24 protein-coding genes are annotated in these 24437 nt (G+C 40.0%); 14 read left to right on the top strand and 10 right to left on the bottom strand.

The features are described 5' to 3' along the window. Positions 1–152: 152 nt before the first annotated feature. Positions 153–1754: a putative polysaccharide biosynthesis protein gene (locus tag ACFX4I_RS09270; protein ID WP_377420172.1), complete on the top strand. Its 1602-nt coding sequence runs from the start codon at positions 153–155 to the stop codon at positions 1752–1754. A 123-nt stretch (positions 1755–1877) separates the two neighbouring features. After that, complete coding sequence (locus ACFX4I_RS09265) at positions 1878–2600, top strand: pseudouridine synthase (protein ID WP_191928741.1); 723 nt, start codon at positions 1878–1880, stop codon at positions 2598–2600. An 84-nt stretch (positions 2601–2684) separates the two neighbouring features. On the opposite strand, the gene ACFX4I_RS09260 is transcribed toward ACFX4I_RS09265, so the two are convergent. Continuing rightward, positions 2685–2906 carry a DeoR family transcriptional regulator gene (locus ACFX4I_RS09260; protein WP_034309346.1) on the bottom strand — a complete coding sequence of 74 codons (222 nt, stop codon included), beginning with the start codon at positions 2904–2906 and terminating at the stop codon, positions 2685–2687. Positions 2907–3445: 539 nt separating this feature from the next. On the opposite strand from ACFX4I_RS09260, the gene ACFX4I_RS09255 reads away from it, so the two are divergent. Together ACFX4I_RS09255 and ACFX4I_RS09250 are read left to right on the top strand one after the other, a co-directional pair. Beyond that, positions 3446–3796: a hypothetical protein gene (locus ACFX4I_RS09255; protein ID WP_377420170.1), complete on the top strand. Its 351-nt coding sequence runs from the start codon at positions 3446–3448 to the stop codon at positions 3794–3796. A 43-nt stretch (positions 3797–3839) separates the two neighbouring features. After that, a complete protein-coding gene (locus ACFX4I_RS09250; protein WP_377420168.1) occupies positions 3840–3974 on the top strand; it encodes a hypothetical protein in 135 nt (44 codons plus the stop codon). 248 nt (positions 3975–4222) lie between these two features. Here ACFX4I_RS09250 and ACFX4I_RS09245 read toward each other — a convergent pair whose 3' ends face one another. Together ACFX4I_RS09245 and ACFX4I_RS09240 are read right to left on the bottom strand one after the other, a co-directional pair. Next, positions 4223–5578, bottom strand: coding sequence for an APC family permease (locus tag ACFX4I_RS09245; protein ID WP_377420166.1), 1356 nt, complete (start codon positions 5576–5578; stop codon positions 4223–4225). Between the two features lie 349 nt (positions 5579–5927). Beyond that, positions 5928–7049 (bottom strand): alanine dehydrogenase, encoded by a 1122-nt coding sequence (locus ACFX4I_RS09240; RefSeq protein WP_377420164.1) that lies wholly within the window; start codon positions 7047–7049, stop codon positions 5928–5930. Between the two features lie 444 nt (positions 7050–7493). Here ACFX4I_RS09240 and ACFX4I_RS09235 point away from each other — a divergent pair, with 444 nt between their 5' ends. Continuing rightward, complete coding sequence (locus tag ACFX4I_RS09235; RefSeq protein WP_377420162.1) at positions 7494–9134, top strand: PucR family transcriptional regulator; 1641 nt, start codon at positions 7494–7496, stop codon at positions 9132–9134. A gap of 317 nt (positions 9135–9451) precedes the next feature. Next, entirely contained in the window at positions 9452–10516 is a 1065-nt protein-coding gene (locus ACFX4I_RS09230) for an NAD(P)/FAD-dependent oxidoreductase (RefSeq protein WP_377420160.1), read from the top strand. A 50-nt stretch (positions 10517–10566) separates the two neighbouring features. Here the strand turns inward: ACFX4I_RS09230 and ACFX4I_RS09225 are convergent, their stop codons facing one another. The 4 genes from ACFX4I_RS09225 to ACFX4I_RS09210 form a co-directional block, all read right to left on the bottom strand. Continuing rightward, positions 10567–12513 carry an FtsX-like permease family protein gene (locus ACFX4I_RS09225; RefSeq protein WP_377420158.1) on the bottom strand — a complete coding sequence of 649 codons (1947 nt, stop codon included), beginning with the start codon at positions 12511–12513 and terminating at the stop codon, positions 10567–10569. Beyond that, the gene (locus ACFX4I_RS09220) at positions 12503–13264 is read right to left on the bottom strand and encodes an ABC transporter ATP-binding protein (protein WP_230300730.1); all 762 of its coding nucleotides are present in this window, start codon (positions 13262–13264) and stop codon (positions 12503–12505) included. Before ACFX4I_RS09220 ends, ACFX4I_RS09225 begins: the two co-directional genes overlap by 11 nt. A 100-nt stretch (positions 13265–13364) precedes the next feature. After that, the gene (locus ACFX4I_RS09215; RefSeq protein ID WP_230300729.1) at positions 13365–14369 is read right to left on the bottom strand and encodes a sensor histidine kinase; all 1005 of its coding nucleotides are present in this window, start codon (positions 14367–14369) and stop codon (positions 13365–13367) included. Then, positions 14366–15055 carry a response regulator transcription factor gene (locus tag ACFX4I_RS09210; RefSeq protein ID WP_230300798.1) on the bottom strand — a complete coding sequence of 230 codons (690 nt, stop codon included), beginning with the start codon at positions 15053–15055 and terminating at the stop codon, positions 14366–14368. Before ACFX4I_RS09210 ends, ACFX4I_RS09215 begins: the two co-directional genes overlap by 4 nt. A 166-nt stretch (positions 15056–15221) precedes the next feature. Between ACFX4I_RS09210 and ACFX4I_RS09205 the strand changes: the two genes are divergently transcribed. Continuing rightward, positions 15222–15563: a zinc ribbon domain-containing protein YjdM gene (locus ACFX4I_RS09205; protein WP_230300728.1), complete on the top strand. Its 342-nt coding sequence runs from the start codon at positions 15222–15224 to the stop codon at positions 15561–15563. Positions 15564–15622: 59 nt separating this feature from the next. On the opposite strand, the gene guaC is transcribed toward ACFX4I_RS09205, so the two are convergent. After that, on the bottom strand, positions 15623–16606 hold the full coding sequence (guaC, locus tag ACFX4I_RS09200) for a GMP reductase (RefSeq protein ID WP_192206137.1): 984 nt from the start codon (positions 16604–16606) through the stop codon (positions 15623–15625). Between the two features lie 634 nt (positions 16607–17240). Here guaC and ACFX4I_RS09195 point away from each other — a divergent pair. The 3 genes from ACFX4I_RS09195 (at position 17241) to ACFX4I_RS09185 (ending at position 19547) form a co-directional block, all read left to right on the top strand. Further along, positions 17241–17402 carry a hypothetical protein gene (locus ACFX4I_RS09195; protein ID WP_377420155.1) on the top strand — a complete coding sequence of 54 codons (162 nt, stop codon included), beginning with the start codon at positions 17241–17243 and terminating at the stop codon, positions 17400–17402. 319 nt (positions 17403–17721) lie between these two features. Next, the gene (locus ACFX4I_RS09190; protein WP_377420153.1) at positions 17722–18606 is read left to right on the top strand and encodes a PHP domain-containing protein; all 885 of its coding nucleotides are present in this window, start codon (positions 17722–17724) and stop codon (positions 18604–18606) included. A gap of 239 nt (positions 18607–18845) precedes the next feature. Then, positions 18846–19547, top strand: coding sequence for a GntR family transcriptional regulator (locus tag ACFX4I_RS09185; RefSeq protein ID WP_377420151.1), 702 nt, complete (start codon positions 18846–18848; stop codon positions 19545–19547). Here ACFX4I_RS09185 and ACFX4I_RS09180 read toward each other — a convergent pair. Then, positions 19514–19780 (bottom strand): hypothetical protein, encoded by a 267-nt coding sequence (locus tag ACFX4I_RS09180; RefSeq protein WP_377420149.1) that lies wholly within the window; start codon positions 19778–19780, stop codon positions 19514–19516. The two genes, ACFX4I_RS09185 and ACFX4I_RS09180, sit on opposite strands and share 34 nt — an antisense overlap. Before the next feature lie 178 nt (positions 19781–19958). Continuing rightward, positions 19959–20462 (bottom strand): DinB family protein, encoded by a 504-nt coding sequence (locus ACFX4I_RS09175; RefSeq protein ID WP_377420147.1) that lies wholly within the window; start codon positions 20460–20462, stop codon positions 19959–19961. A gap of 705 nt (positions 20463–21167) precedes the next feature. On the opposite strand from ACFX4I_RS09175, the gene ACFX4I_RS09170 reads away from it, so the two are divergent. The 4 genes from ACFX4I_RS09170 to ACFX4I_RS09155 all read left to right on the top strand — a co-directional run bounded on the left by ACFX4I_RS09170 (position 21168) and on the right by ACFX4I_RS09155 (position 24364). Then, the gene (locus ACFX4I_RS09170) at positions 21168–21836 is read left to right on the top strand and encodes a YdeI/OmpD-associated family protein (RefSeq protein WP_377420145.1); all 669 of its coding nucleotides are present in this window, start codon (positions 21168–21170) and stop codon (positions 21834–21836) included. Positions 21837–21952: 116 nt separating this feature from the next. After that, the gene (locus ACFX4I_RS09165; protein WP_377420143.1) at positions 21953–22963 is read left to right on the top strand and encodes a permease; all 1011 of its coding nucleotides are present in this window, start codon (positions 21953–21955) and stop codon (positions 22961–22963) included. Next, positions 22963–23727: a TIGR03943 family putative permease subunit gene (locus tag ACFX4I_RS09160; RefSeq protein WP_377420141.1), complete on the top strand. Its 765-nt coding sequence runs from the start codon at positions 22963–22965 to the stop codon at positions 23725–23727. Before ACFX4I_RS09165 ends, ACFX4I_RS09160 begins: the two co-directional genes overlap by 1 nt. Positions 23728–23908: 181 nt before the next feature. Further along, entirely contained in the window at positions 23909–24364 is a 456-nt protein-coding gene (locus tag ACFX4I_RS09155) for an RrF2 family transcriptional regulator (protein ID WP_063232644.1), read from the top strand. Positions 24365–24437 lie beyond the last annotated feature (73 nt).

Raw genomic sequence — 24437 nt, 5'->3', positions numbered from 1 at the left:
CAGATTGCGAATGTAGAAAAAAAGGAATTATTTGTTTGTGTATTATCTTCGAAAACGATAAACTTGAGTGTAGTTTTCTATAGAAAAAATACTTTAATATGATAAGATAAAGAGCGTGTGAAACGTAACTGACAAAGGCAGGAAGGGATTAGATGTCATCTAAGTTTTTAAAAGGGGCTTTTATATTAACGCTGGGATCGATTATTTCCAAGGTACTTGGTTTATTTTACGTCATCCCATTTGAACATATGGTTGGGAATAAAGGGGCTACCCTCTATCAATATGGGTACGTTCCATATACCATTTTCATTAGCTTTGCAACCGCAGGCATGCCGCTTGCTGTTTCTAAATTCATTTCGAAGTATAATGCGCTCGAGGAGTACGCCGTCGGTGAGAAGTTATTTAAATCGAGCCTGAAATTAATGGTTGTCACCGGTTTTCTCGCTTTTTTGATTCTCTATACGATGGCACCGTTGTTCACTGGAGTCTTTGGGGTCAGGCAGGAAGATGTCAAAGCTGTTACGGAGATCATACGGGCAGTCAGCTTCGCCTTGATTTTTGTACCGTTCATGAGCATCATCCGCGGCTTCTTTCAAGGACATGAAGCGATGGAACCAACGGCCATCTCCCAGGTTATCGAACAAATTGTCCGCATCGTGTTCCTTTTGGCCGGTGTGTATGTTGTTTTGAATGTCCTGGATGGAGAGTTAGTGAGAGCCATCCAAATAGCTACCTTCGCGGCGACGGTCGGGGCTATCGGCGGTTTAGTGGTGTTATTTTGGTATTGGAAAAAACAAAAACCACATTTGGACAGCTTGATGAAGAACGACCGGGGGACGATGGAGATTTCCCTGAAGGAGATCTATAAAGAAATATTCCTATCGTCGATTCCTTTCATATTCGTCGGAATCGCGATGCCATTGTTTCAGTTTGCGGACTTATTGTCTTTCAATAAGGCGATGTCGTCGATCGGGTTGCAGCATGTCGCAGAAGATGCCCTTGGGGTGTTGAATGTATATGCCCAGAAGCTTGTCTTGATTCCGATGACGCTTGCAACCGGGTTTTCGATGGCGCTTCTCCCTTCGGTGACGAAGGCATATGTAAGCGAGGATTCGGAAGAGTTCAACCGCCAGCTGAACCAAGCTTTCCAAATTTTGTTGTTCATCACGATTCCGGCGGTCGTTGGCATGTCTGTGCTGGCCGATCCGATCTATAGTTCCTTTTACAGCCATGATCCACTTGGAATCAGTGTCTTGAAGGCATATGCGCCAGTTTCCATCTTGTTTGCGCTTTTTTCCGTTTCGGCGGCCATTTTACAAGGGATCAATCAGCAAAAATATACAGTGCTCAGCTTGCTTGTGGGCTTTTTAATCAAATTGAGCTTGAATATCCCCTTGATCAAGGTGTTTGAAACGGAAGGATCCGTTTACGCTACGGCATTCGGCTACTTGGCTGCTGTGCTGCTGAATTTGTATGTCATTACCTACTTTACTGGATATCGCTACGGCCTTACCATCAGACGATCTGTTTTGATTTCTGTTTTTTCAGTGATAATGGGACTGGCTGCATGGGGTATGAACAGTTTACTATCGCTATGGCTTACAACGGAAGGGCGCTTCCAGGCGATTTTGATCGTGGCCGTTTGTGCAATTTTTGGAGCGCTCATTTATGCGGCTCTTTCCTTGAAAAGCAAACTTGCCCATCGTTTGTTCGGTGCCCGGATCGACCGGTTAAAAGCTAAATTAGGATTGTAAGCTGGAAGTTTGATGTGTAAAAAAAAGGGTATTGAATGGTGAATCCCCGATTAAAATATATTGGCCTTGCCTGTCATTAAAGTGGGCAAGGCTTTTTACTGAAAAAGGCTTTAGGAGGAAACGATGAGAATAGATAAGATTTTATCCAATATTGGTTATGGCAGCAGGAAAGAAGTGAAGAAGCTCCTGAAATCCGGCGCCGTCAAGGTTAATGAAAGGCTGATTAAGGATCCGAAGGAACAAGTGGACCCTGATACGGAAAACGTGACGGTTCATGGTGAACGGGTTGAATACAGGGAATTCATTTATTTAATGATGAATAAACCGCCGGGCGTATTGTCGGCAACGGAAGATAACTACCAAGAAACGGTCATCGACATCTTGGAGCCGGAAGATTCGGTATTCGAGCCATTTCCTGTAGGCCGTCTTGATAAGGACACAGAAGGTTTATTGCTGATCACGAATGACGGAAAGCTTGCCCACCAACTGCTTTCCCCAAAGAAACATGTCCCTAAAACATATTTTGCGGTCATTGATGGCGAAGTAACGGAACGGGATATCGAGGCATTCCGCAACGGAGTGACCTTGGATGATGGATACGAAACAAAACCAGGAGAATTGAACATTTTAAAATCAGGCCTGACATCGGATATCGAGCTAACGATCATGGAAGGGAAGTTCCATCAGGTGAAGCGGATGTTTGAGGCCGTTGACAAACGTGTCGTCTATCTAAAGCGTCTTTCCATGGGGAGTTTACAGCTTGATGAGGAACTCGAGCTTGGTGAATACCGTGAGTTGACGGCGGAGGAGCTTGAACAGTTAAAGGCGGGCCAACCGGCTGAATGATAGCTGGACACAAAAAATGAGGCGGACAATATTGTCCGTCTCAAAGTATTTTACATATCGATCTTGTTCGGGTGGTCGTTCTTTTTACGATGACATCTTCACCTTTTTACTTGTTGTCGTCCAAAGGCCGCGGCTTGGGCTTTGAACAAGGTCATTGTATGCTAAGACATTTAAATCGCGCTGCACAGTTCGAGGAGTGATGCCAAATTCTTCTACAAGCTCTTGAGTAGAAACCGTACCGTTATTGCTAATGAACATATAAACGGATTTAATACGGGTTAACATGCGATTTGTTGAAGGTTTCAAAAAATCACTCCTTATTCTTTTCATTGTTATTTTGAACAAATGAAAACAACCGATATGTCGGACAGCATTTCAGCTGTCACTATGTACTTGCTATACCCACCCTATAACTCCTCGGAAACATTTAGAAAAAATAAGATGTCATTAGCTTCATTCTACCCCTTTGCAAAAGCAAATTCTAGGGAAAAATACTAATTGACTAAATATTACATTTATTATATCAAATTTTAACAAAATTATTCTTTATACATATACAAAATTAATAAAGAGTTGTTCCATTTGTTCTTGATCATATTTTGCCAATACAGGACGCTTAATATGCATTTCGAGATTCGAGATGTCACACAACACGAACGTTGACTTTTAAGGCATGTACATGTTACTTTACTTAAAATGATTATAAATCGTAATTATTACGCTTTGTGTATTAATAGGTGCTTGATGGCTTGCGGTTACGATGTCATAATGAGGTATCGGGCAGTATAGATTTTTCATACTTATCTAAAAGGATTTAAATATAAACCAATTCGAGGTAGAGCCATATGAACGAAAGATTAATGGAGTTTTTATTGCGCGACGAAGTAACCAGACTTTCTGGCGTCAAAAAACAAGTGTATGAATTCATCGTGAACGAAGAAGATTATCTCGCATCGAAGGCGGACACGGTCGATCAATTCATGAGATTGCTGGTAAAGCATTCTCCACCCAGGCTCGCAGCCCGTCATTTCAATATGCCTTATGGGGAAATCATTCGTTTCATGAATGAAATAGAAGATGAACTGAATGAGAGATTAGAGGAAAGATACAAGAAAGTAAAGTGGATGGACTACACGGAAAAGGACCAGAAGGCATTTGTGGAATATCATAGAAAGTTATATCTATTCGTAAATTAATTGGATCATGAAAATGCCCTGGTATGGAAGGGGCATTTTTTATTTGTCCGGAACCGTTAAACGGAAATACAGCACCATCATTCCTCTCCAGCCCCCTCGCCGCAAAACGATGGAGGAACTGCCTGAACTCATAGATCACATCAACCTTCTTATAGCAGAAGGGAAAGGACCTCGTTGAAGCTAACATTCAGTGCCAGAAAAAGTGCAGCATATCCTTCATTCTCGATTGGGAATGAGATATGACTGCACTTTTTCACTTTTAACTCGATTCTTTTATTTCTTTTTACAAGGTGAGGACAGACTTATGACATCAATCTTTTCGTTAGATAACCATTCGATAGATTAATCCAGTAATGAACTGTAGTTCTCATAACGACAATAGTTGTGTCTAAACCGTTGTTCATTTTTCTTATAAACATCGTGACATTATTTCAAATCTACACCATAATTTTCTTCGATTTTCAATTCTGGTGGCTGTTTTTTAAGTCCTTTTGTCAATACAAGTAAATAAATGAAGCCTATTATTAACCAACTTACTCCAAGTACTTTTGAGTGCGCATCAAGATTCACAAGTAGTAAAATATCAAGAGCAGCTCCAATAATAGGAACAAATAAATATAAGACAGTTCCTATTACCGAACGTTCTCTATTTCTAATATAATAATGGGCAATTACGGAAATATTTACACAAGTGTACGCAAGAAACGCCCCGAAATTAATAAATGATGCTACAAGATCTAAACTTAAAAATAAAGCAAGCAAAGAGACAACACTAATGATCAGGATGTTATTTACGGGTGTTCTATATCTCGGATGCAGGGTGCCAAAGAACTTTTCAGGAAACCGTCCATCTCTTCCCATCGTATAGAGGACTCGTGATGCACTTGCCTGGGATGACATGGCACTGCCCAATACAGCTAATGCGTAAAGCGCAAGATATATTGAGTACATCGCCTTTCCACCAACAAGTTTAATAATTTCGTAGGCAGCTGAATCAGGATCAATAAATGTGTGATACTCTGGCCATACAAGATACGAGAAATATGAAACACTTGTAAAGATTAATCCACCACCCAGAGTAATTAAAATAACAGCTCGGGGAATTGTTTTCTTAGGGTTCACTGTCTCTTCCGCAAACGCTGTAACTGATTCAAACCCAAGGAAACAAAAGCATAATAATGCTGCTCCAGCTATTGTATAAGAAAAGGGTTCTTTCGAATTATAGAATGGCTCAAAAGATAAAAGAGTCGCCGTGCCTTCCCCCATAAAAATTTCCTTAATAGAAAACCCTATAAAGATAAGGATAAAAAGAAAAGCAAAAATCGTAATGAATGCGTTTACACTTGTGGCAAACTTCAATCCTTTAATATTAATAAAAGTGACGAGCATCAGCATACCTGCAATCCAAATGTAACTTGGAATAGCAGGAAAGGCTGCTGAGAAAAAAATGCCAAATACTAAATAGTTGACCATTGGCATAAATAAATAATCCATTAAGATTACCCATCCGACAAGAAATCCGACAGAGGGATTGATCGATTTTTGCGTATAAACATAGGCAGAACCGGAAGATGGAAACGCAATTGCCATTTTTCCATAACTGTAAGCAGTAAACATCATTACCACAAGAGCAACTATCATTGCCCCCGGAACCGTACCGTGGGAAATATTAGCTGCAATACCATACGTAGTAAAAGCTGTGGTTAACCCCATAAATGAGAAACCAAACAACACAACTGGAATGAGTGTCAGTGTTCTATCTGTTTTCCTTAAATTTGACATGTGAAATATTCACCTCTTATACCTGATTTAACTCATTTACAATAAATGGGATTTGTGTTATTGCTTCCAAGGCTTTTTTAATACGTGGTTTTCTAGAAATCATATAAAAGTCAGATAGACGCTAGGGAGCCTGCTTTGAATTATCCATGAACTTGTTGTGTAGAACTTATTTTCCCATTCCCCGTAAGAATTCCGTCTGCAGAATAACAAAGATAATTCCTGCAAAAATCTTCTCGGCATCTATACTGACTACTGGAATTTCTTTAGTAGTGACTTGTTCAATAACGTGTATACTTATTTCTAATCAATAGAAAAACGTAGAATATGAGATAACTCTAAGGACGCTTAATTATTTGGACAATAGTAACTCCGTTTTTATTTCTGTATAAGGCATGTTATGATTGATCCCAACTTCGTGATGAACAATTTCACCGTTCAAAGTGCTGATACAATTTCTTACTATTACATCATTTACTATAACCTCTTTCAAACCATTATTCGCAATGTCCATAATATATGGGCCGGTTGTCATCAACATCATGTTTGTCGAGGTTTGTGGACATAGAGCCGGCATATTCGGGACACAGTAATGTAGGACTTCTTGTTCGTAGTAAACTGGTTCCTCTAAAGTCGTATAACGTGAGGTTTCAATTATACCCGTTCCTGCAATATCAATAATAATAGAATTAGGTTGCATCTTACTGACCATCTCTCGTGTTATGAGAGGCTCGGTTACCCCTGGCATCGGATAAATTGTATTAATTAAAACATCACTTTGAATAAGTTCTTCGAACATCATATCTTTATCCCAACACAAAATGTCCACCTGTGGCAACTGATTGTTCAAATAATCGATGCGTTTCATTGAGGCTTCCATGATCGTTACATTCAATCCAAGGCCCACAGCAACTTGCGCAGTATTGAGTCCAGCATTGCCACCACCAAGTATGAATACTTTGCTCGACGGTAAACCGGCCAGTTTCCGGAGAAGTATTCCTTTTCCACCATAACCATATTGAGCATATTTGACTGCTTCAAGCATTGCCAATGTCCCTGCAATTTCACTCATTGGTTTAATCGTAGGTCTTGTCCCATCAGGTAAAACGATTAATTCCATTGATATTGAAATTGCTTTTTTATCTAGTAATGCCTGTGTCATCTCATGATTTACATCTTCCGCCAAATGAAACCATGCCATTATCATTTGATTTTCTTTAAGAAGGCCGTATTCATATGGTTGAAGCTCCTTCACTTTAACAACAAATTCTGCCTTCTCATAAATTTCGTCAATCGTGTTTACTATTTTTGCTCCAGCCAAAATATATTTCTCGTCACAAAAACCACTAGCTTCACCTGCCATGCTTTGTATTAGTACTTCATGACCGAAAGCTGTTAATTTTTTTACCCATGATGGATTTAATCCCACTCTAGTCTCTGCGGTTTTTAATTCTTTAGGAACTCCTACTATCATTGTTCATTCTCCTTTTTAATTGTATTTAATTTATTGAACATTCTAAAATCTTACAGGGAAATGATAACCCTTTCATTAGACACGAGGTTAAATGTATATTAGTTTTTTTTTAACCAAGCACTTTTGGTCATCTTGAACTTTTATGAATGCAGCATTGGGAAAAGGTGATAATTTTTCCATTGTTCATCTAATGTTTTAGTAGTTTCAGTACTCCACCGTTATTCTATAGAATATATTCATGCGCACAAATAACTGATGAAAAATGGTGTAAATGGATACCATCATGAAAGATTCTCAGGTTGATTAAGGTATTTCATCAAAGCACGTAAAAGAACATTACTTGGGGTTAGACAGAGATGGGGATTCATATTTCATGGGCTTAGACTTTCTAATATAGTTATAATAAAATGATACAGTTAACAATTATTAAATGAGGAGGTACACATGCTTACAGTACAAGATGTTCTTAAGCGCTCACTCTTTTCAAAGACGGATGTAGTTGCGGGGGCAAACGGGTTGCACCGTCAAGTGAAATGGACACATGTCCTTGAAATCCCGTTTTTTGATGATACCATCTTTCAGGGAGGGGAACTGATACTCTCCACCGGATTTGGGTTTGAATGGAGAGACTCCTCTAATACTTCATTTTTGTTAAATCTTATCGAACGCAACGCCTCATGTTTATGTATAGAACTTGGACACTACTTCGAAAAGGTCCCTAATGAAATGATCGAGATGGCAAATGAGTATAACTTTCCGATTATTATTTTCAAAGAATTCATAAATTTCGTTGAAATAGCACAGGATCTACATTCGTTTATCATTAATGCTCATCATGAGAAGTTGGTTACATTAGATTCGATATCAAGAAAGTTCCATTCATTGTCACTCACTACTCATGGGTTATCAAATATTTTAAAGTTGTTGCAACAGAAGACAGAAGCACCAATTATCTATCTTCCTATAGAAGGAACACCTTTTTCGATTCCAGGATTGAAAAATGAATTTATGGAACAGCTACTTCAAACCATTTATGAAGATAAAGAACACTGGCATGACCGAATTACAAATGATTCGCCCGTTGAATGGAAGGCATTAAACCATACTATTCTTCTCCAACCGATCGGGGCAATGGATCAAATCTGGGCGTACCTTGTTATGGTTCTAGATCGTGAATCGGATGAATTCGATTTCCTAATCCTTGATCGTGCTTCTCTAGCAATCTCACAAGACTTACTGCGCAAACATTATTTGGACGAAAAACGATTACGTTTAGAATCTACATGGCTAAATGATTTACTTTATAGACGCATCAATAATGAGGAACAAGCAAGGGGATTTATTTCGTTAAAATCTAAGCGCGCTTCTATACATTATCGAGTTGCAATCGTTGATATCGAAGATGTTTTTCATTCGTCTTCATTAAGTTTATCGGATGAAGAAAATGAATCTGCTATATATCATTATTCTTTAAAAATTCGATCTGGGTTCGCAAAATATTCTTTTACACCCTATATCACCTCAATAAGAAATCAAATTATTGTATTAGCTATTGATCTCGGAACTGCCGATTCCTCTAAGGCACGCTTCTTGAAAGTGATCGATGCCTTGCTATATGTTAAAGAAGGTGAATCCAGCCAAATCCGTATAGGTGTTGGACGGCAATACCAGTTACTTTTGGATGCTCATACTGGTTATCGAGAAGCGCAGTTAGCTTTAAATTATCGTACGTTTTCAACAAGTGCCTTTTACGAAGACCTTGGCATCTTTCGGTTGATACAATTAATTCAGCATGATCAAGATACAGCCCATTTTATTGAGGACTATCTCTCTCCTTTAATATCCTATGATAAGGAATATGGAACGGAATTGCTTCTGACCTTAGCAAAATACTTTGAGCTTGATCGATCAAAGAAGCTTACTGCTCAAAAATTACATATTGTAAGACAAACACTCTATCATCGGCTGGAAAAAATAAAAAAGATTCTTGATTTTGATTTTGATATGCCGGAGAACAGATTAAACGTTGAAATGGCTTTGAAAGCATATCAACTCATACAACAAGTGGGAGTACCTACGAAGTAGTTATCAACCGCGAACCACGGGGCGCATAGGTAACAATGTTAAGACCGAGGATATAATAATTTAGCAATAATATTCATTGACGTCCCATACCCTTACTCCATTTTTAACCTAATTTTTCATTCTAATGGTAATACTCCATTTATCATTCATACGTACTTAGTGAATGGTAAGTTTTAGTGAATGGAAATGAAAAACTCTGTTGATTTTTAAAATGAACAGAGTTTTTTAATAAATCCATATTGTAAGAAGTGAGAAAAGAGTGTACGATTAAATGAGAATGATAATCAATCACATTTGATTACCGAGGAGTGGACGTTATGGAACAGCAAGATTTATTTGATGTAACGGTTATTGGGGGAGGGCCAGCAGGCCTTTACTCCACTTTTTATAGCGGACTTAGAGAAATGAAAGTTAAACTGATTGAATACCAGCCAAGGCTAGGCGGGAAAATTCATGTCTATCCAGAGAAAATGATTTGGGATGTAGGAGGGCTGACACCCACTACTGGGGAAAAATTAATTGAGCAGCTAGTGGAGCAAGGGTTAACATTCAATCCAACAGTCGTCTTGAATGAAAAAGTGGAATCCATCACACGCAATGAAGAAGGTATCTTCGTTTTACATACAGCTTCAGGTCAAATGCACTTTTCCAAGACGATCATTGTCGCGGTTGGCGGCGGAATTCTGAATCCGCAAAAGTTGGAAATAGACGGGGCAGAAAGGTTTGAGGTCTCCAATTTAAACTATACTGTTAAGTCTTTCAATCAATTCAAGGATAAGACGGTGATCATTTCAGGCGGCGGGAATTCTGCTATAGACTGGGCAAATGAATTGGAGCCATTCGCCAAAAAAGTGTATCTGACATATAGGAAAGATAGTTTAGCAGGTCATGAATCACAAGCAAGGCAATTGATGGAAAGCTCTGCTGTTTGTTTCTTGAATACGACGATTACAAAACTGATTGCCTGCGCTGACCATGAATCAATTGAGCATGTTGAACTGACGAACCATGAAACGGGAGAGGTTTCTTACTTGCCGATCGATGAAGTCATCATCAATCATGGTTATGAGCGTGATACATCGCTGCTTCGAAATAGTAAAGTGGATATAGCAATAGCCGACAATTATTATATTGAAGGTACTCCTGCAAGTGAATCCTCGATGGATGGAATATACGCTGCCGGTGATATCCTTAAGCATGAAGGTAAATTGAACCTAATAGCAGGTACTTTTCAAGATGCAGCAAATGCCGTAAACAAGGCAAAGCAATATATCCAGCCTGACGCTCACGGAGTGGGGATGGTTTCTTCCCATCATGAAATCTTTAAAAAGCGCAACAGGGAATTGATCAAGGAAATGATGAAACCGGCTGGGGTACATTAAAGGGAAAATAAAAGCTCCAGGGCCTCATGGGCCCTGGAGCTTTTAGCAGATTATAGAGATTCTTTGATGACCTTCTTGTAATGGAATACGGATAGGATTCCGAAGATCGAATACAGTGCCGTGTATAATGCCATGACGATGATCATCGGTGTCCAAACTTCGGTCCCGAAAAAGAACCATCCTGATTGGACTGCGAAATAACTGTGAAGCAGCCCGACGATTAAAGGAATGCCGAAATTGAAAACTTGTTTTGCTTGGATTCCACTGAGTAAGTCACCTCGCGTGAATCCAAGTTTTCTTAAGATCGTATAATTGGATTTTTCACCTTCACTTTCATCCATTTGTTTGAAATAGAGGATACAACCGGATGTGATAAGGAAGGTTAATCCCAAGAAGCCGACGATGAACATGATAAGACCCATGTTCTTCTTCTGGGTGTTGAACATTTCCAATTGGGAATCATTCACATGTTCTTCTTTGAAACTCATTTTATTGAATAGATCATTCGCTTTTTCAAGTTCAGCCTCATCCTTCACATCAATGCCGATATTTACAGATGAAACTTTTTGGATTTTCGGGTCGATATCCTTTTTCAAACGGTCGAATATCGTTTGGTCTACAATGGCAACCGGCATTCCGCCGTTCGTGAAGTAATAGGACAGGAAGGTATCATCTTTCAATCCCATATATGTTTGCGGAATCACTTCGTGTTTGCCCTTCAGTTCAATCTTTCCGGAATCCTTCAAGGATATGACCTTTTCCATAATATTACTGTATCCGCTGAAAAGGGTCTCATCTTCAGCGAGGTTGATTCCTTTAACGGATTCATCACTGATGACGGAAACTGTCATGATGTCCGGATCAAAGTTCACTTCATCCAGGCTGGTCTCCATAATTTCCTTTACATTGACATCCACTTGAATGACATCGATCACCTTTTCGTCATAATCAATTTTACTGTCTGATAAAGCTTCTTTGAATGCATCTGCATCTTTCATATCCGTCATCGAAAAATCGGTAGGGATACTGCTTTGTGCACTCTTCTCAGCAGAGTAGTAAGAGATATAGCTTAATGATAATAACCCAATCGCCAAAGCCGAAACGGTCGTGATGATCGTCAATAATATCGCATTCGATTTCATCCTGAACATGATGGAAGAAAGGGACAATACTTCATTGATATTCAAATATCCATTTTTCTTTTTACGGATGATATTAAAGATGAAGCTTACGGATCCTTTATAGAATAGGTAGGTCCCGATGATGACGGTTGCCAGAATGAAGACCATGGCCATAAAAAGCTCGGTCATATCTGAAAAAGCTCCATCGAATAATTTGGATGAAATGACATAGCCAGCAATGATCAAGATGATCCCGAATAACCCGATGATCATTTCGAAAATCGAAACCTTTTTCACTTTTCCTTCCGTCATGGAAGTCACTCTAAATAACGATAGAATGGTTTGCCTTTTAATGAAGGCATAATTCATCAACATGATGAAAAGATAGATGGCGCTAAAAACGAGCAAGGTTTGCACTAGCGGCTGAAAAGAAAAGTTAAGAGTCGCGATTGCCTGGACACCCATTATTTTAAATAGTATCATGATGATCAATTTTGACGCGGCAAACCCTACAAAGATTCCCAGGAATACGGAACAGAAATACAGGATCAGGTTTTCCAGACTCAGGATACGGAATATCCTGTTCTTGGTCATGCCTATCAATTGGAATAAGCCAATTTCTTTACTGCGTCTTTTTATGAAAATGCTATTGGCATATAAAAGGAATATGGAAACAATTGCAACAAGCAGGATCGATGCAGCCTTGATGGAGGCGGCTCCTTTCACCGTACCCTCCGCTTCATCCAGCGCTGGGTCATATTGCAAAGTGACAAATGCAAAGTAAAGGGAAGCGCTGAAGACCAGGGCAAACACATACAGATAATAGTTCTTCAGATTTTTCTTCAGATTTCGAAAGATGAGTTGATTAATGCTCATTTTGAACCCCTCCCAATACACCTTGTGTTTTCATGATGTCTTTGAAGAAGGTTTGTCTGGATTGTTCACCTTTATTCAATTGTGTATATATTTGTCCATCTTTAATGAAAATGACTCGGCTGCAATAACTGGCCGCCACTGGATCATGGGTTACCATGATGATGGTCGCTTTGCGCTTTTGATTCATTTCGCTCAGTTTGTTCAGTAAATCGGAAGCTGATTTGGAGTCAAGCGCCCCAGTCGGTTCATCCGCGAAAATGATGCTTGGATCATGGATGAAAGCCCGTGCTGCAGACGTACGCTGTTTTTGACCGCCGGAAATTTCATTCGGGTATTTATCCTTCACTTCATATATGCCCAGTTCTTTCGCCACGCTATCAAACTTTTGTGCCGCTTCATTAATGGGCGTTTTTGTAATGGATAAGGGCAGAAGAATATTTTCTTTGACAGTCAGTGTGTCCAATAAGTTGTATTCCTGGAAGATGAAGCCTAGATGGTTCTTCCGAAATTCGGCCAAATTCTTTTCTTTCATCCCTGAAATCACTTTTCCATCGATTGTAATGGTGCCGTTGCTGATTTTATCGATCGAGGAAAGGACATTAAGCAAAGTCGTTTTTCCTGAACCGGATGCACCCATGATACTTACGAATTCACCTTCTTGTATGCTTATATCAAGACCCTTTAATACTTCCTGTTTATTGAATTTATTACCATAGCTTTTATGGATTTTTTTCGCTTCTAATATATTCATTTGGATACACTCCTTTTTTTCTATATCCTCATTATAAAAGGCCATGTATTTCTTTTCCTTCGTTTGGACGAACAAAGAATAAAAGCATGTGACACTTTTGTCACATGCTTGTGATATTCACGAAATCATTTCTTTTTGGGAAGGTCAGGGTAACGGTCGTTCCGGTTCCAAGCTCTGACTTCACGTCAATGGAGATGAATAGGGACTCGGCTGCATTCTTTGTTAAATATAAACCCATGCCAGTTGCCGCAGTGTCACGATGATTTGTCGTGGAAGTAAATCCTTTATCAAATATTCGGGATAAATCCTTTGGGTCGATGCCCCGTCCAGAATCCTTCACTTCAAGAACCGTTTGTTCAGCCTGTACATGGCTATATATCGCGATATCTGAGTTTTCACTGTATTTAATGGAGTTGGTCAAGAGCTGCCTCATGATGAAGGCCAGCCATTTGGCATCAGTAAGCACTTCGGTTACATCCAATTGTATGTCGAAGCCGATCCCTTTTTGAATGCACCATGATTGCAGCGTTTTAATCTCATCAAAGATTATTGTTTCCAAATCGGTTTTCTCTATATACAAATCATTTTCGATGAAAGGCATGCGCCTTTGATGGAGCTGCTGATCAAGAAGTAGGTGAATGCGGAGCCACTCATAAGTCAAATGCGATTTCAGCAATTCATCATCCAAGCGGTCAATCATTAAATGCATCGCCGTCAATGGTGTCTTCACTTCATGAATCCAAGCTAATAATTCATCTTTCTCCTGCTCTAAAGTCATTTGACCAATTGATGCGGATTGCTTCAATATTTCGGTTTGGTTAATGATGCTGTTTTCTATGATTTTTTCGAAAGGGCTTTCTGGTTCGGCTATATTCGTAATATCCAGGTTGTCTTCCCGCGCTTCTAAACTTTTATAAAAATATGTTTCTTTTTTATAGCGGAATATCAAAAACATAATGAATATGAGCAATGATAAAAAAACAATATACAGTATGGGCTTTAACGGTATCGCCGAATCAAGATAAGCGACAAAGATAATGAATAGATGAAGAAGTATGTAGAATATGATCCAGCTGAACCTTTCCACGAGAAATTTTTTGATCATGCATTGGCCTCTTCTACGGCGATATAGCCCTGTCCAACCTTCGTTTCGATAAAATGCCCTAAACCCAGTTCATCCAATCTCTTTCGTAAACGGTTCACATTCACTGTAAGGGTGTTATCGCTTATGAAACGTTTGTCATCCCATAAGCTGTTGATCAATTCTTCGCGGCTTACGATCTTGTTTTTCTGTTCCATGAGCTTTTTCAAGATGAAAATTTCATTTTTCGTCAATTCGATTGTGCCAGTCTCAGCCGATACCGTGTTCTTCTCGTAATCCACAGTTGCGCCGCACCAGGTTTTCAATTCGACCTTTTCGGTATTGTAATTATAGACACGGCGTAGGGTGGCCTGTATCTTGGCAATGAGTACATCGAAATGAAAAGGCTTCTGGATAAAATCATCAGCTCCAAGCTGCATGGACATCACCATGTCGGTAGGATGATCACGTGAGGATAAAAAGATGATGGGAACATTGGAATGGGTCCGGATCATTCTGCACCAATGAAACCCATCAAACTTCGGCAACTGTATATCGATGATGACCAAATCAGGTTTTATTTCCGTGAATTCCTGAACCACTTTACTAAAATCGCCGATTCCGTAAATATCATAAGACCATTGCGCCAATCTATCTTTAATTTCATTGAATAACGTCGTATCATCTTCTATCAATAGTAGTTTAAACAATGGGTTCACCGCACTTTCCAGCTTTTTCTTAAAAGTATATAGTAAAAACTCTATAGGTTCTAGAGGAAGGGAGGAACAGGAGCTGTAATAGCCTGTCCATCATTACCGGTTGTACGTATACCATTATTATATTAGAATTGACAATAACGAAGGAGGAAGTGAATTTATGTCTGATTTTCCCAATTGCCCTGCATGTGATTCAGAATATACATACGAAGACGGAAGTCTTTTTGTTTGCCCGGAATGCGCCCATGAGTGGACGCTGGAAGCGGAAACGGAAAATGGTGATCAAAAGAAGACTATCAAGGATGCTAATGGAAATGCCTTGAACGATGGTGATACCGTTACGGTAATCAAGGACCTTAAAGTGAAAGGGAGCTCATCCGTCTTAAAAATGGGCACTAAAGTCAAAAGCATCCGTCTAGTTGATGGAGATCATGATATTGATTGCAAGATTGATGGTTTTGGTGCAATGAAATTAAAATCCCAATTTGTTAAAAAGATATAATTATAAAAAACGGCCTAATCCTTGATTAGGCCGTTCTTTTTTACGTTAATGATTCCTTCTTAATAAACTTTGTCACCGTTAAAGATTGAGTTCTTAACGACCACATAGTCCACATTCCGGATGGCTTCCAACTTGGTTCCGCCGGCATATGAAATGGAAGACTGAAGATCTTGTTCCATTTCCTTCAACGTATCTTCCAAAGATCCTTTGTGCTCGACATACATCTTTTTACCTTCAACGTTTTTCTTTTCACCTTTTTGGAATTCAGAAGCTGAACCAAAGTATTCTTTAAAGGCTTTTCCATCTTTCTCGATCGTTTGACCTGGAGATTCTTCATGTCCAGCAAATAGTGAACCGATCATGACCATGGAAGCTCCAAATCTAACTGATTTAGCAATATCACCGTTTGTACGAATGCCGCCGTCAGCTATGATTGGCTTGCTTGCCGCTTTTGCACACCAGCGAAGTGCAGCTAGCTGCCAGCCGCCCGTTCCAAATCCAGTCTTGATTTTAGTGATGCAAACTTTCCCTGGCCCGATGCCAACCTTTGTAGCATCCGCACCGGCATGTTCCAATTCCCGTACCGCTTCAGGAGTTCCCACATTTCCTGCAATGACAAAACTTTCAGGTAAGTGTTTTTTTATATGCTGTATCATCTTTATCACGGCATTGGAATGGCCGTGTGCAATATCTATAGTAATGTATTCAGGCACAATGTTGTCAGCCGATAATTGTTCAATGAATCCGTATTCTTCTTCTTTAACGCCGACACTGATGGAAGCGATCAATTCTCGTGAATGCATATCTTTAATGAAAGTCAGTCGTTTTTCTGGCTCAAAACGATGCATTACATAAAAGTAACCGTTTTCAGCTAAGTAAATGGCAATCTTTTCATCTATGATCGTTTGCATATTGGCAGGTACTACAGGTAACTTGAATGTATGTTTACCCAAAGTAACGGATGTATCACACTCAGAACGACTATTTACTACACATTTTGCAGGAATTAATTGAATATCTTCATAATCAAACACGTTTTCCATGTTATGCACCTCTATATACGAATATTTTTATCTTTATATATTAAAATTGTTCGCCCAATAGGTAATGTACATCATTTTTGACAGTAAGTCAAAATTTTTAATGGTTCTATTTTGATTTTATTACAGCTTGATGGAAAATCCGTTACAGGACAGGAAGCTGAAAAAGACGGATGATATGATACTTTGGAACGTTGATTTCCTCTTCAGGCACTCGCTTTCCGCGGGCGGTCAGCCCTCGGCGCTATTACGCCTGCGGGGTCTCCCTTGCCACGCTTTCCCCGCAGGAGTCTCGCGCCTTCCGTTCCAATCATCTTTGTGTTAAAAGATAGGTCTTCTTTGTCTACAAACAAGATAATAATTGTTTGCCAACATTTTTTTGGGGTTTGTAAAATGGGAACGTTGATTTCCACTTCAGGCACTCGCTTTCCGCGGGCGGGCGGGAGCCTCCTCGGCGCTTTTACGCCTGCGGGGTCTCCCTTGCCACGCTTTTCCCGCAGGAGTCTCGCGCCTTCCGTTCCAATCAACTGGAACGTGTTTTAAAACAAAAAACTGCAGGCCGGTCTCATCTCGAACCATGTTTAAGACTAGTTTATCCTTCATGTTTTTTTCATGTACTCCTTAATGGATGGAAGAAATGTGCGACACTCCTGCCAATAACTGGCTAGCCGAGACCCCGCAGGCGCTTACTTTGATGAGGCTTGGCAGACAGTCGGCGGAAAGGGAACGGATTTCTGAAATCAACTGGAATTTTAAAAAGAAAAAACTGCAGGCCGGTCTCATCTTGAACCATGTTTAGGACTAGTTTATCCTTCATGTTTTTTTCCTGTACTTCTTAATGGATGGAAGAAATTTGCGACACTCCTGCCGAATAACTGGCTAGTCGAGACCCCGCAGGCGCATGCTTTGATGAGGCTTGGCAGACAGTCGGCGGAAAGGGAACGGATTTCTGAAATCAACTCCACTGTTTTTATTTGTCTACTGCATTAAATACTTAAGTATTTTCACCAATCTGTATGACTTTTACACCTTTACGTTTTTTTACATCTTCTTAACGGGACCGACATGGCACTAAGTTAAAATGATAATGGGTAACGAATAAGAATGGGGGGATTGGCATGAAGGTTGAATTACATTGTCATACGAACATTTCAGATGGTTCCAGTTCTTTTGAAGAACTATTGGAGGTTGCAAAAAGGGAGAGCATTGGCCATTTAGCGATTACGAATCACGATACAACGATGAGATTGCAAGAGATGGTGGAACGGGGAAAGGAAATAGGAATTGAAATCATCCCTGGAATAGAAGTTTCTGGTTATGACTTTGCAAGAGGAAGGCGTGTACATATTTTGGGCTATTTTGTTGAGCCTGGTCATAAGGCGCTTGAGGAGCTATGTAACCCACTGATTCATAAGAGGAATGCAGCTTCTGAAAAAATGGTGGAACGGCTGATTCATGCAGGATATCGAATAACTTGGGATCAGGTTTCTAAATTCAGGGGAGGAACCGGTGTTTATAAACAGCATATTATGCTGGCGCTGCGGGAATCGGGGTATACGGATTCTATCTATGGAGATTTGTATAAGAAGATCTTCAGTCGCGGCCAAAATGGAGAAGAGCCAGGCACTGCCTTCATTCCTATGGAATATGTGGATGCCATCCTTGCTGTGAAGGCGATTCGTGCTGCCGGAGGCGTTCCGGTCCTTGCTCATCCTGGACAATACGGTAGCTTCGAAATTATTCCTGATCTTGTAGAAGCAGGGCTTGAAGGGATTGAAGTTCTTCATCCGCATCATGGTCATGAAGAAGAGGAAAGAGCGATTTCATATGCAGATCAGTATAATCTCATTAAGACAGGAGGTTCAGATTTTCATGGGGATTATGGGGAGAAGCCGATTCGGCTTGGCGGTATGAGCCCAGGAAAGGAATGTGTGGATGCTTTGAAATTAAGGAAAAAAAGCATGTCCATTAATGATGTGGTATTGAGAAATATTGATCTATGAAACCAGGAATTTTACTGTGAAAGCGACCTGATCATATGCCGGATGAGCAAGTTGAAAGAATGAACGATGCAGGATGTTGTATTGAAAAGACATAAGATAAGTATTCCCTTTTGTTCTGGTAATTGACCAGGACTTTTTTTTACAAGAAAATCATGGTAGCTTCATATTTTCTCATTACACTGACATTAACAAGTAAAAATAGGTATTGGGCAGATCTATTATTTAAAGGGGGATTTCTGTTGGCGGAAAAAAACTTTTTAGTGGATCATTTAATATCGGAAATTAATAGTGGGACCTTTCAATTGGATAAAAAGTTACCTTCAGAGCATATACTCGCTGATCAATTTAATGTTCCAAGCATGGTTGTCAGGAAGGCATACGAGGAGCTTCAAGATTTAGGCTTTATCTATTCAAAGCAAGGTAAGGGAAGTTATGTCCAGGAAAGCAAGAAGCAAATTCCGTTAATTCTATCCGGAGATGTCAGTTTCACCGAGAAAATGAAAGAATTCCAGTTTTCCTTTCAAACGAGTACTATTTTTTGCGAAGAAATTTCTTACGATCAGAAGATTTTTCAAAGCCTCGAGGCGGAAAGTGATGACAAGGTCTTTAAAATTGGCAGGCTTAGGTTAATGGACGATTTCCCGATTGCTCTTCATACATCTTTTGTAGCAAAATCAACATTTCCTGAAATTGAAAAGGACGGTCCGGATATTACCTCTATGTTTCAATATTATAGGCAGCGTGGCTTTGTGGAATTCGGATCCAGCAGCAGTACACTGAACGTGATTTTTCCTACTCTTTTCGAACGGGATATCTTGCAGTGTTCAAGTTTAATTCCACTTTTGCAAGTGGAATCGTTATGTCGGGATAAGCGGAGCAATCAAGTCCTTGAGCACACGGTCATAATCTATCGAAGCGATTGTTTCACATATGTTATATAAAAACTTCCATTCCAGATATCGCTCGAATTCACAAGTAAATGCTCTGAATTCACGAGTAAAGGTACGAAACTCACGAGTAATTGCTTCGAATTCACGAGTAAAAGTAAGAAACTCACGAGTAAATGCTCAGAATTCACAAGTAATGGCACGAAACTTTTTATAGAAGCCCTGCAAGCAAGCGGAGCGAATTGGTGGCAAATCGTGTTCCAAGTCATCATTCCATCTTCGATCACTTATATCATTTCATGGCATCTTGATGCTAGAACAGGGAAATATGGGTTCTGCCCATCTGTCAATTTGGTGCAGCCCCCGACAGTCCGTTCGTTTCATAGTATGCATGAAAGAAGACCACAAGATGAAGTGGTCTCTTTGTTTGGAAATCGATTTAAATGGTGTCATTGACATAAAGGCTTATATAAGGGCGGACTTTATTTCTTGTATCTGTTTGATATGCCTTTGTTCATGTAAGGATAATAATTCAATCCATTGATCCAATGAGAGGTCCCCAAACAGGGGATGCTTGGCTTTCTTTCTATTTAACAAGATATCTGAATCCATATCATAAAGAACCTGTAATAATCGATCCCTTGATTTTCCCAGCAAATCCATAAGGCTCGATAATTGAAATGGGGTTGAAGAGGGTGAAACGATGTCAGGGGATACGAATTTCTTTTTTCTATTAGTAACCAGGTAAATGTTTTTTTGAATGATATTATTAAAATCCCTTTCCCGAATGCCATTTGCTATAGCTTCTGTAAAAACCTGTTCCGTAAGATATAAATGATGGCAAATTTGGGCGATGCCCCATACTTCAGGTGCTGGCCTATGGTGGAGCATTTTTTCATCCAACTCCGTAATTTCCTCTATTAACTGTTTTCTTGATTCGAATAGCAAATCATACTCGATATAATTCATGAGAACTCCCCTTTTGTGACACCCCCATATGAAAGCATCACTGATTTTTTGATATAGGAAAAAACAAAGGGATATCTGACTGCATAAAGAATGCAAAAAAACTAAGGTGGTACGATGTGGAACTTATAAACATTGATTTCAAAAGGATCATGATTTTAATTCAATGATGGAATATGAATGTGATTGCAGGGGTGTGACACTATGCAATTTAGGAAGGTTTCTATTTGGGAAAGATCGTAAAAGATATCTCGCATTGTACAAAAAAAAGCATGTTTCAAGTGTAAGACATTGGTTCATGTTGTCTTGAGGAAGAGATGCAGAACTGAAGTCAGGTCTGTACTTCCAGGGACTACATTTTTTCTGGAGTTTTGATACCCTATCATGCCTATGCAAAAAAGTTAAGTTTATGCCTACTATTCATTTACAAGAATGCGACGTCCAGGGCTTCCTCTGATGAACAGGGAAATGTAAGTTGGCATTCAAAGGGAAAAGAAACTAAAAGAAGCTGGACATTGGAATTGATTATATCTGAATTATAGCACAGTTAATATTTTCCTAGAAATGATTAAATGAAAAAAGACGGAAGGTTTACACATCGTCTTTTTCCTTTTTATATTTGATAGACTATCAAGAGAAAAGTTGCTAACGCAATGGGGGAGCTTATAAACTGAAGATAGACAAAATGAACGAGGATGGTGAATGCCAATGGCTAAAACAATAGTCGAAAAACTGAATTTACATAAATATGAACGGGTTGCAGTCTTGAATCTGCCAGCAGGTGCGGATTGTTTAGCGGAGCTGCCGGATTACGATACAGAGCTTAATGAAAGTGCCTATGATCTTATATTTGCTTTTGTATTGGATATGGATTCTTTAAAAGGAATCGTGGATAAGGTAATCGAGAAAAAACAATTGAATAAAAATGGCTATATTTATTTGGCGTACCCCAAGAAGGGGAATAAAGAATATGCTACATATATTCATCGTGATGATCTGATGCAAGGCCTTGGTGCGGATGATGACGGTTATGTTGGCTCGAGTGAACTGAAGTTTGCACGTATGGTTGGCTTGGATGATGTCTTTACGGTAGTCGGACTGAAAGAAGATTCGAAAAATAGAAACCGTCCATCTACTAAAGCAAGCCAATCAGTAGATGATTATATCGAAATGATTTCTGAAATTGAGAAAGATTTGCAGGATTCTCCTGATTTGCTTGCGTTCTATCAATCACTTACCCCAGGGTATCGCAAGGATTGGGCTCGTTACGTGTATAGTGCAAAGCAAGAGGCGACCCAAGTGAAACGGCGCCAGGAAATGAAAATGATTTTAGGAGAAGGTTACAAGAGCAGGGATCTATATCGAAGAAATAAATGAGGGTGGGGAATGTCTTCCATTCTCATTTTTCATGTTCTGTTCATCCTATCAAAAGCATATACTAGACCGAATCCGAACTTAAATCGTAATAATTATGATTTGCGAGGTGGTAGAATATGCTTTTGAAACGATACACGGGAAATTTGCTGTTAGTGATTCTGCTGTTTTTGATGCTGGCATTCTTTTTTCTAGGCGATGTATTCATTCCCAAAGCGATTGATCTCTCGGGCTACCCGATGCTTCATTCTGTGTTCGTCGTGTTTTTGGGATTGTTTTTAGAATCGATTCCTTTCCTGTTCCTGGGGGCCATTGCCTCATCGTTCATCCAGTTGTTCATCAGTGAAGAAATCATTCAGCGGATGATACCAAAAAGCCCCCTGATGGCCATTTTTGCTGCGATAGGGGCGGCGCTGATCATTCCGGTTTGCGAATGTGCAATCATTCCGGTCGTCCGGAGATTGATTCAAAAGGGTGTTCCTGTCCATGCAGGTGTTGTCTTACTCGTAACAGCCCCAATATTGAATGTCATCGTGTTTGGCTCAACTTATTATGCATTCCAAAGTAATCCGGCCATTCTATATGGAAGAATCATCCTTTGTGTCCTGACGGCCATAATTGCAGGTTTATTCATTCATATATTCAGCACTAAAGATGTGGTGAAAGAGGAGAAGCTGGAACTGGTACACGGGCATGAACATGATATTCAGTCCAGTAAATGGACAAGCTTCATTGATCATACTTCACAGGAATTTTTTATGGTCGGCAGATACTTTATCATCGGGGCCTTGTTTGCCAGTGTATTTCAAGTGTTCATGGATCGGACCGTAATGGCCGATATTGGTCAGGCGCCAATAATAGGCACGGCATTGATGATGGGGATTGCATTTGTGCTTTCACTCTGTTCATCAGCTGATGCATTCGTTGCCGCCTCCTTTTCCCAAAGTTTTCTTCCAGGCTCCATACTCGGTTTCCTTGTATTTGGTCCCATGCTGGATTTGAAAAATGTCCTGATCATGATGTCCTGTTTTAAACGGAACTTCGTCGTCACGTATGTCCTGCTTGTTTTCGCAGTCGTCTTCAGCCTATGCCTGATTGCAGGCGGATTGATCAGTAAGGGGGGCTTCTGATGAAACGTTTTTTTATCCAAAGACTTGAAGGATTGCTGCTGCTTGGACTGGGCCTCATGATCTTTAAATTGTATGTTTCAGGATATTTAACGAAATTGATTGCACCCAAAATGGTTCCATATGCATTGGCGGCGCTTTTTGCCTTTTTAGTGATCAGCCTTCTCCGAATGAAAAAACAAAAGCAAGGTGGACATCATTGTGATTGCGGATCGAATGGAGAGTCTTCCTCGTCCGCACTGATTCTTAAATATAGTTTGTTCTTCATTCCGATTTTTCTGGGCTTCATCTTGACCGATTTTACATTAAGCGGGGAAGTGCTGGCGAAAAGGGGGATGGCGAAGCAGCAGATGCAGATGGTAAGTTCATATGATTCAGGGAAACATGCGAATGGGGAGAAAATCTCCGTAACCGATGATAATTATTTTGAAGTACTGGATGATTTACTGAACAACCTCGATACGATCGAGGGGAAGGAAATAGAGATTTCGGGGTTCATATACCGTGAGGATGCATTTACGAAAAAACAAATGGCCATCTCCCGCCTCTCCATGTCCTGCTGTGTGGTCGATGCGACGTTATACGGATATATGGTCAACGGGAACGTGGAAGGAATGAAGACGAATGATTGGTATACGATTACAGGGACATTAAAAAAAGGAAGCTATAAAGGGGAACCCGTACCGGTGATCGATTTAAAAGAGTCGAAGAAAATAAAGGCACCCGAAGAAGCATATTTATATGAAAATGTACAAATCATTCAGTAGAATTGGAAAACCCGGCAAAAGGATGCTTTTGCCGGGTTTTGGTGATTAGTTTGCCGAAATCAGGAAAAGGCCGGAAAATCGTCCGCTGCGGTCGAAAAAAACGGAAACGGCGCCATTTGTTCGGGAGCACGTAACATAGTATAATGGCCTTACCATGGACAGGGTGTAAGGGGGGATAATCATGTCTTCAGGTAATCGAAACAATCAAATCGGACCGCCGCGTTTCGCTATTGCCATTCACTCTCTGGTTTGGCTCGCACAAAGCGAAAAGCTCCTGACAAGTTCGGCAATCGCCTTAAAGGTGAAGTCACACGCCACTTTTTTAAGAAGGGTGATGGCCCAGCTTGCAGCTGCGGGGATCGTCGAAACGAAGGAAGGACGGGAAGGCGGATATAGCTTGAAGGTGCCTGCGTCTCAGCTTACTTTGGCGGATGTGTATCAAGCGGTAAGGCCGGAATGCCTTGTTTGTATGGAAACGAGCGAATGCGGTGAAGTCGGGAAGCAGCTGGATACGGCATTGGAGGAGATCATGAACGAAGCCGAAAAGGAAACATTGCGTCTGCTAAAGGGCTATACATTGGAAGAATTCATGAAAAAAGTCGACTTCACCAATTTTGAAAATGAGTGTCTGGGGTAATATCCTTGCAAGAGGATACCCAAGATTATATAATGTGCTTAATGTGATTGCATTTAAAATGAGGAGGTTTTTA

The organism is Peribacillus sp. YIM B13472 (assembly GCF_042788005.1).
GTDB lineage: Bacteria > Bacillota > Bacilli > Bacillales > DSM-1321 > Peribacillus > Peribacillus simplex_E.
Note: the sequence above shows the minus strand (reverse complement) of the source record. Positions and strands in the feature narration are given on the sequence as shown.

What these genes read in the sequence shown, in the direction of transcription:
- ACFX4I_RS09170 (WP_377420145.1), top strand. Translation starts at nt 21,168, where the DNA reads ATGGCTAAAACAATAGTCGAAAAACTGAATTTACATAAATATGAACGG.
- ACFX4I_RS09265 (WP_191928741.1), top strand. Translation starts at nt 1,878, where the DNA reads ATGAGAATAGATAAGATTTTATCCAATATTGGTTATGGCAGCAGGAAA.
- ACFX4I_RS09215 (WP_230300729.1), bottom strand. Translation starts at nt 14,369, where the DNA reads ATGATCAAAAAATTTCTCGTGGAAAGGTTCAGCTGGATCATATTCTAC.
- ACFX4I_RS09240 (WP_377420164.1), bottom strand. Translation starts at nt 7,049, where the DNA reads ATGATAGTAGGAGTTCCTAAAGAATTAAAAACCGCAGAGACTAGAGTG.
- ACFX4I_RS09195 (WP_377420155.1), top strand. Translation starts at nt 17,241, where the DNA reads ATGTGCGACACTCCTGCCAATAACTGGCTAGCCGAGACCCCGCAGGCG.
- ACFX4I_RS09190 (WP_377420153.1), top strand. Translation starts at nt 17,722, where the DNA reads ATGAAGGTTGAATTACATTGTCATACGAACATTTCAGATGGTTCCAGT.
- ACFX4I_RS09230 (WP_377420160.1), top strand. Translation starts at nt 9,452, where the DNA reads ATGGAACAGCAAGATTTATTTGATGTAACGGTTATTGGGGGAGGGCCA.
- ACFX4I_RS09220 (WP_230300730.1), bottom strand. Translation starts at nt 13,264, where the DNA reads ATGAATATATTAGAAGCGAAAAAAATCCATAAAAGCTATGGTAATAAA.
- ACFX4I_RS09255 (WP_377420170.1), top strand. Translation starts at nt 3,446, where the DNA reads ATGAACGAAAGATTAATGGAGTTTTTATTGCGCGACGAAGTAACCAGA.
- ACFX4I_RS09245 (WP_377420166.1), bottom strand. Translation starts at nt 5,578, where the DNA reads ATGTCAAATTTAAGGAAAACAGATAGAACACTGACACTCATTCCAGTT.
- ACFX4I_RS09225 (WP_377420158.1), bottom strand. Translation starts at nt 12,513, where the DNA reads ATGAGCATTAATCAACTCATCTTTCGAAATCTGAAGAAAAATCTGAAG.
- ACFX4I_RS09165 (WP_377420143.1), top strand. Translation starts at nt 21,953, where the DNA reads ATGCTTTTGAAACGATACACGGGAAATTTGCTGTTAGTGATTCTGCTG.
- ACFX4I_RS09235 (WP_377420162.1), top strand. Translation starts at nt 7,494, where the DNA reads ATGCTTACAGTACAAGATGTTCTTAAGCGCTCACTCTTTTCAAAGACG.
- guaC (WP_192206137.1), bottom strand. Translation starts at nt 16,606, where the DNA reads ATGGAAAACGTGTTTGATTATGAAGATATTCAATTAATTCCTGCAAAA.
- ACFX4I_RS09175 (WP_377420147.1), bottom strand. Translation starts at nt 20,462, where the DNA reads ATGAATTATATCGAGTATGATTTGCTATTCGAATCAAGAAAACAGTTA.
- ACFX4I_RS09205 (WP_230300728.1), top strand. Translation starts at nt 15,222, where the DNA reads ATGTCTGATTTTCCCAATTGCCCTGCATGTGATTCAGAATATACATAC.
- ACFX4I_RS09160 (WP_377420141.1), top strand. Translation starts at nt 22,963, where the DNA reads ATGAAACGTTTTTTTATCCAAAGACTTGAAGGATTGCTGCTGCTTGGA.
- ACFX4I_RS09155 (WP_063232644.1), top strand. Translation starts at nt 23,909, where the DNA reads ATGTCTTCAGGTAATCGAAACAATCAAATCGGACCGCCGCGTTTCGCT.
- ACFX4I_RS09270 (WP_377420172.1), top strand. Translation starts at nt 153, where the DNA reads ATGTCATCTAAGTTTTTAAAAGGGGCTTTTATATTAACGCTGGGATCG.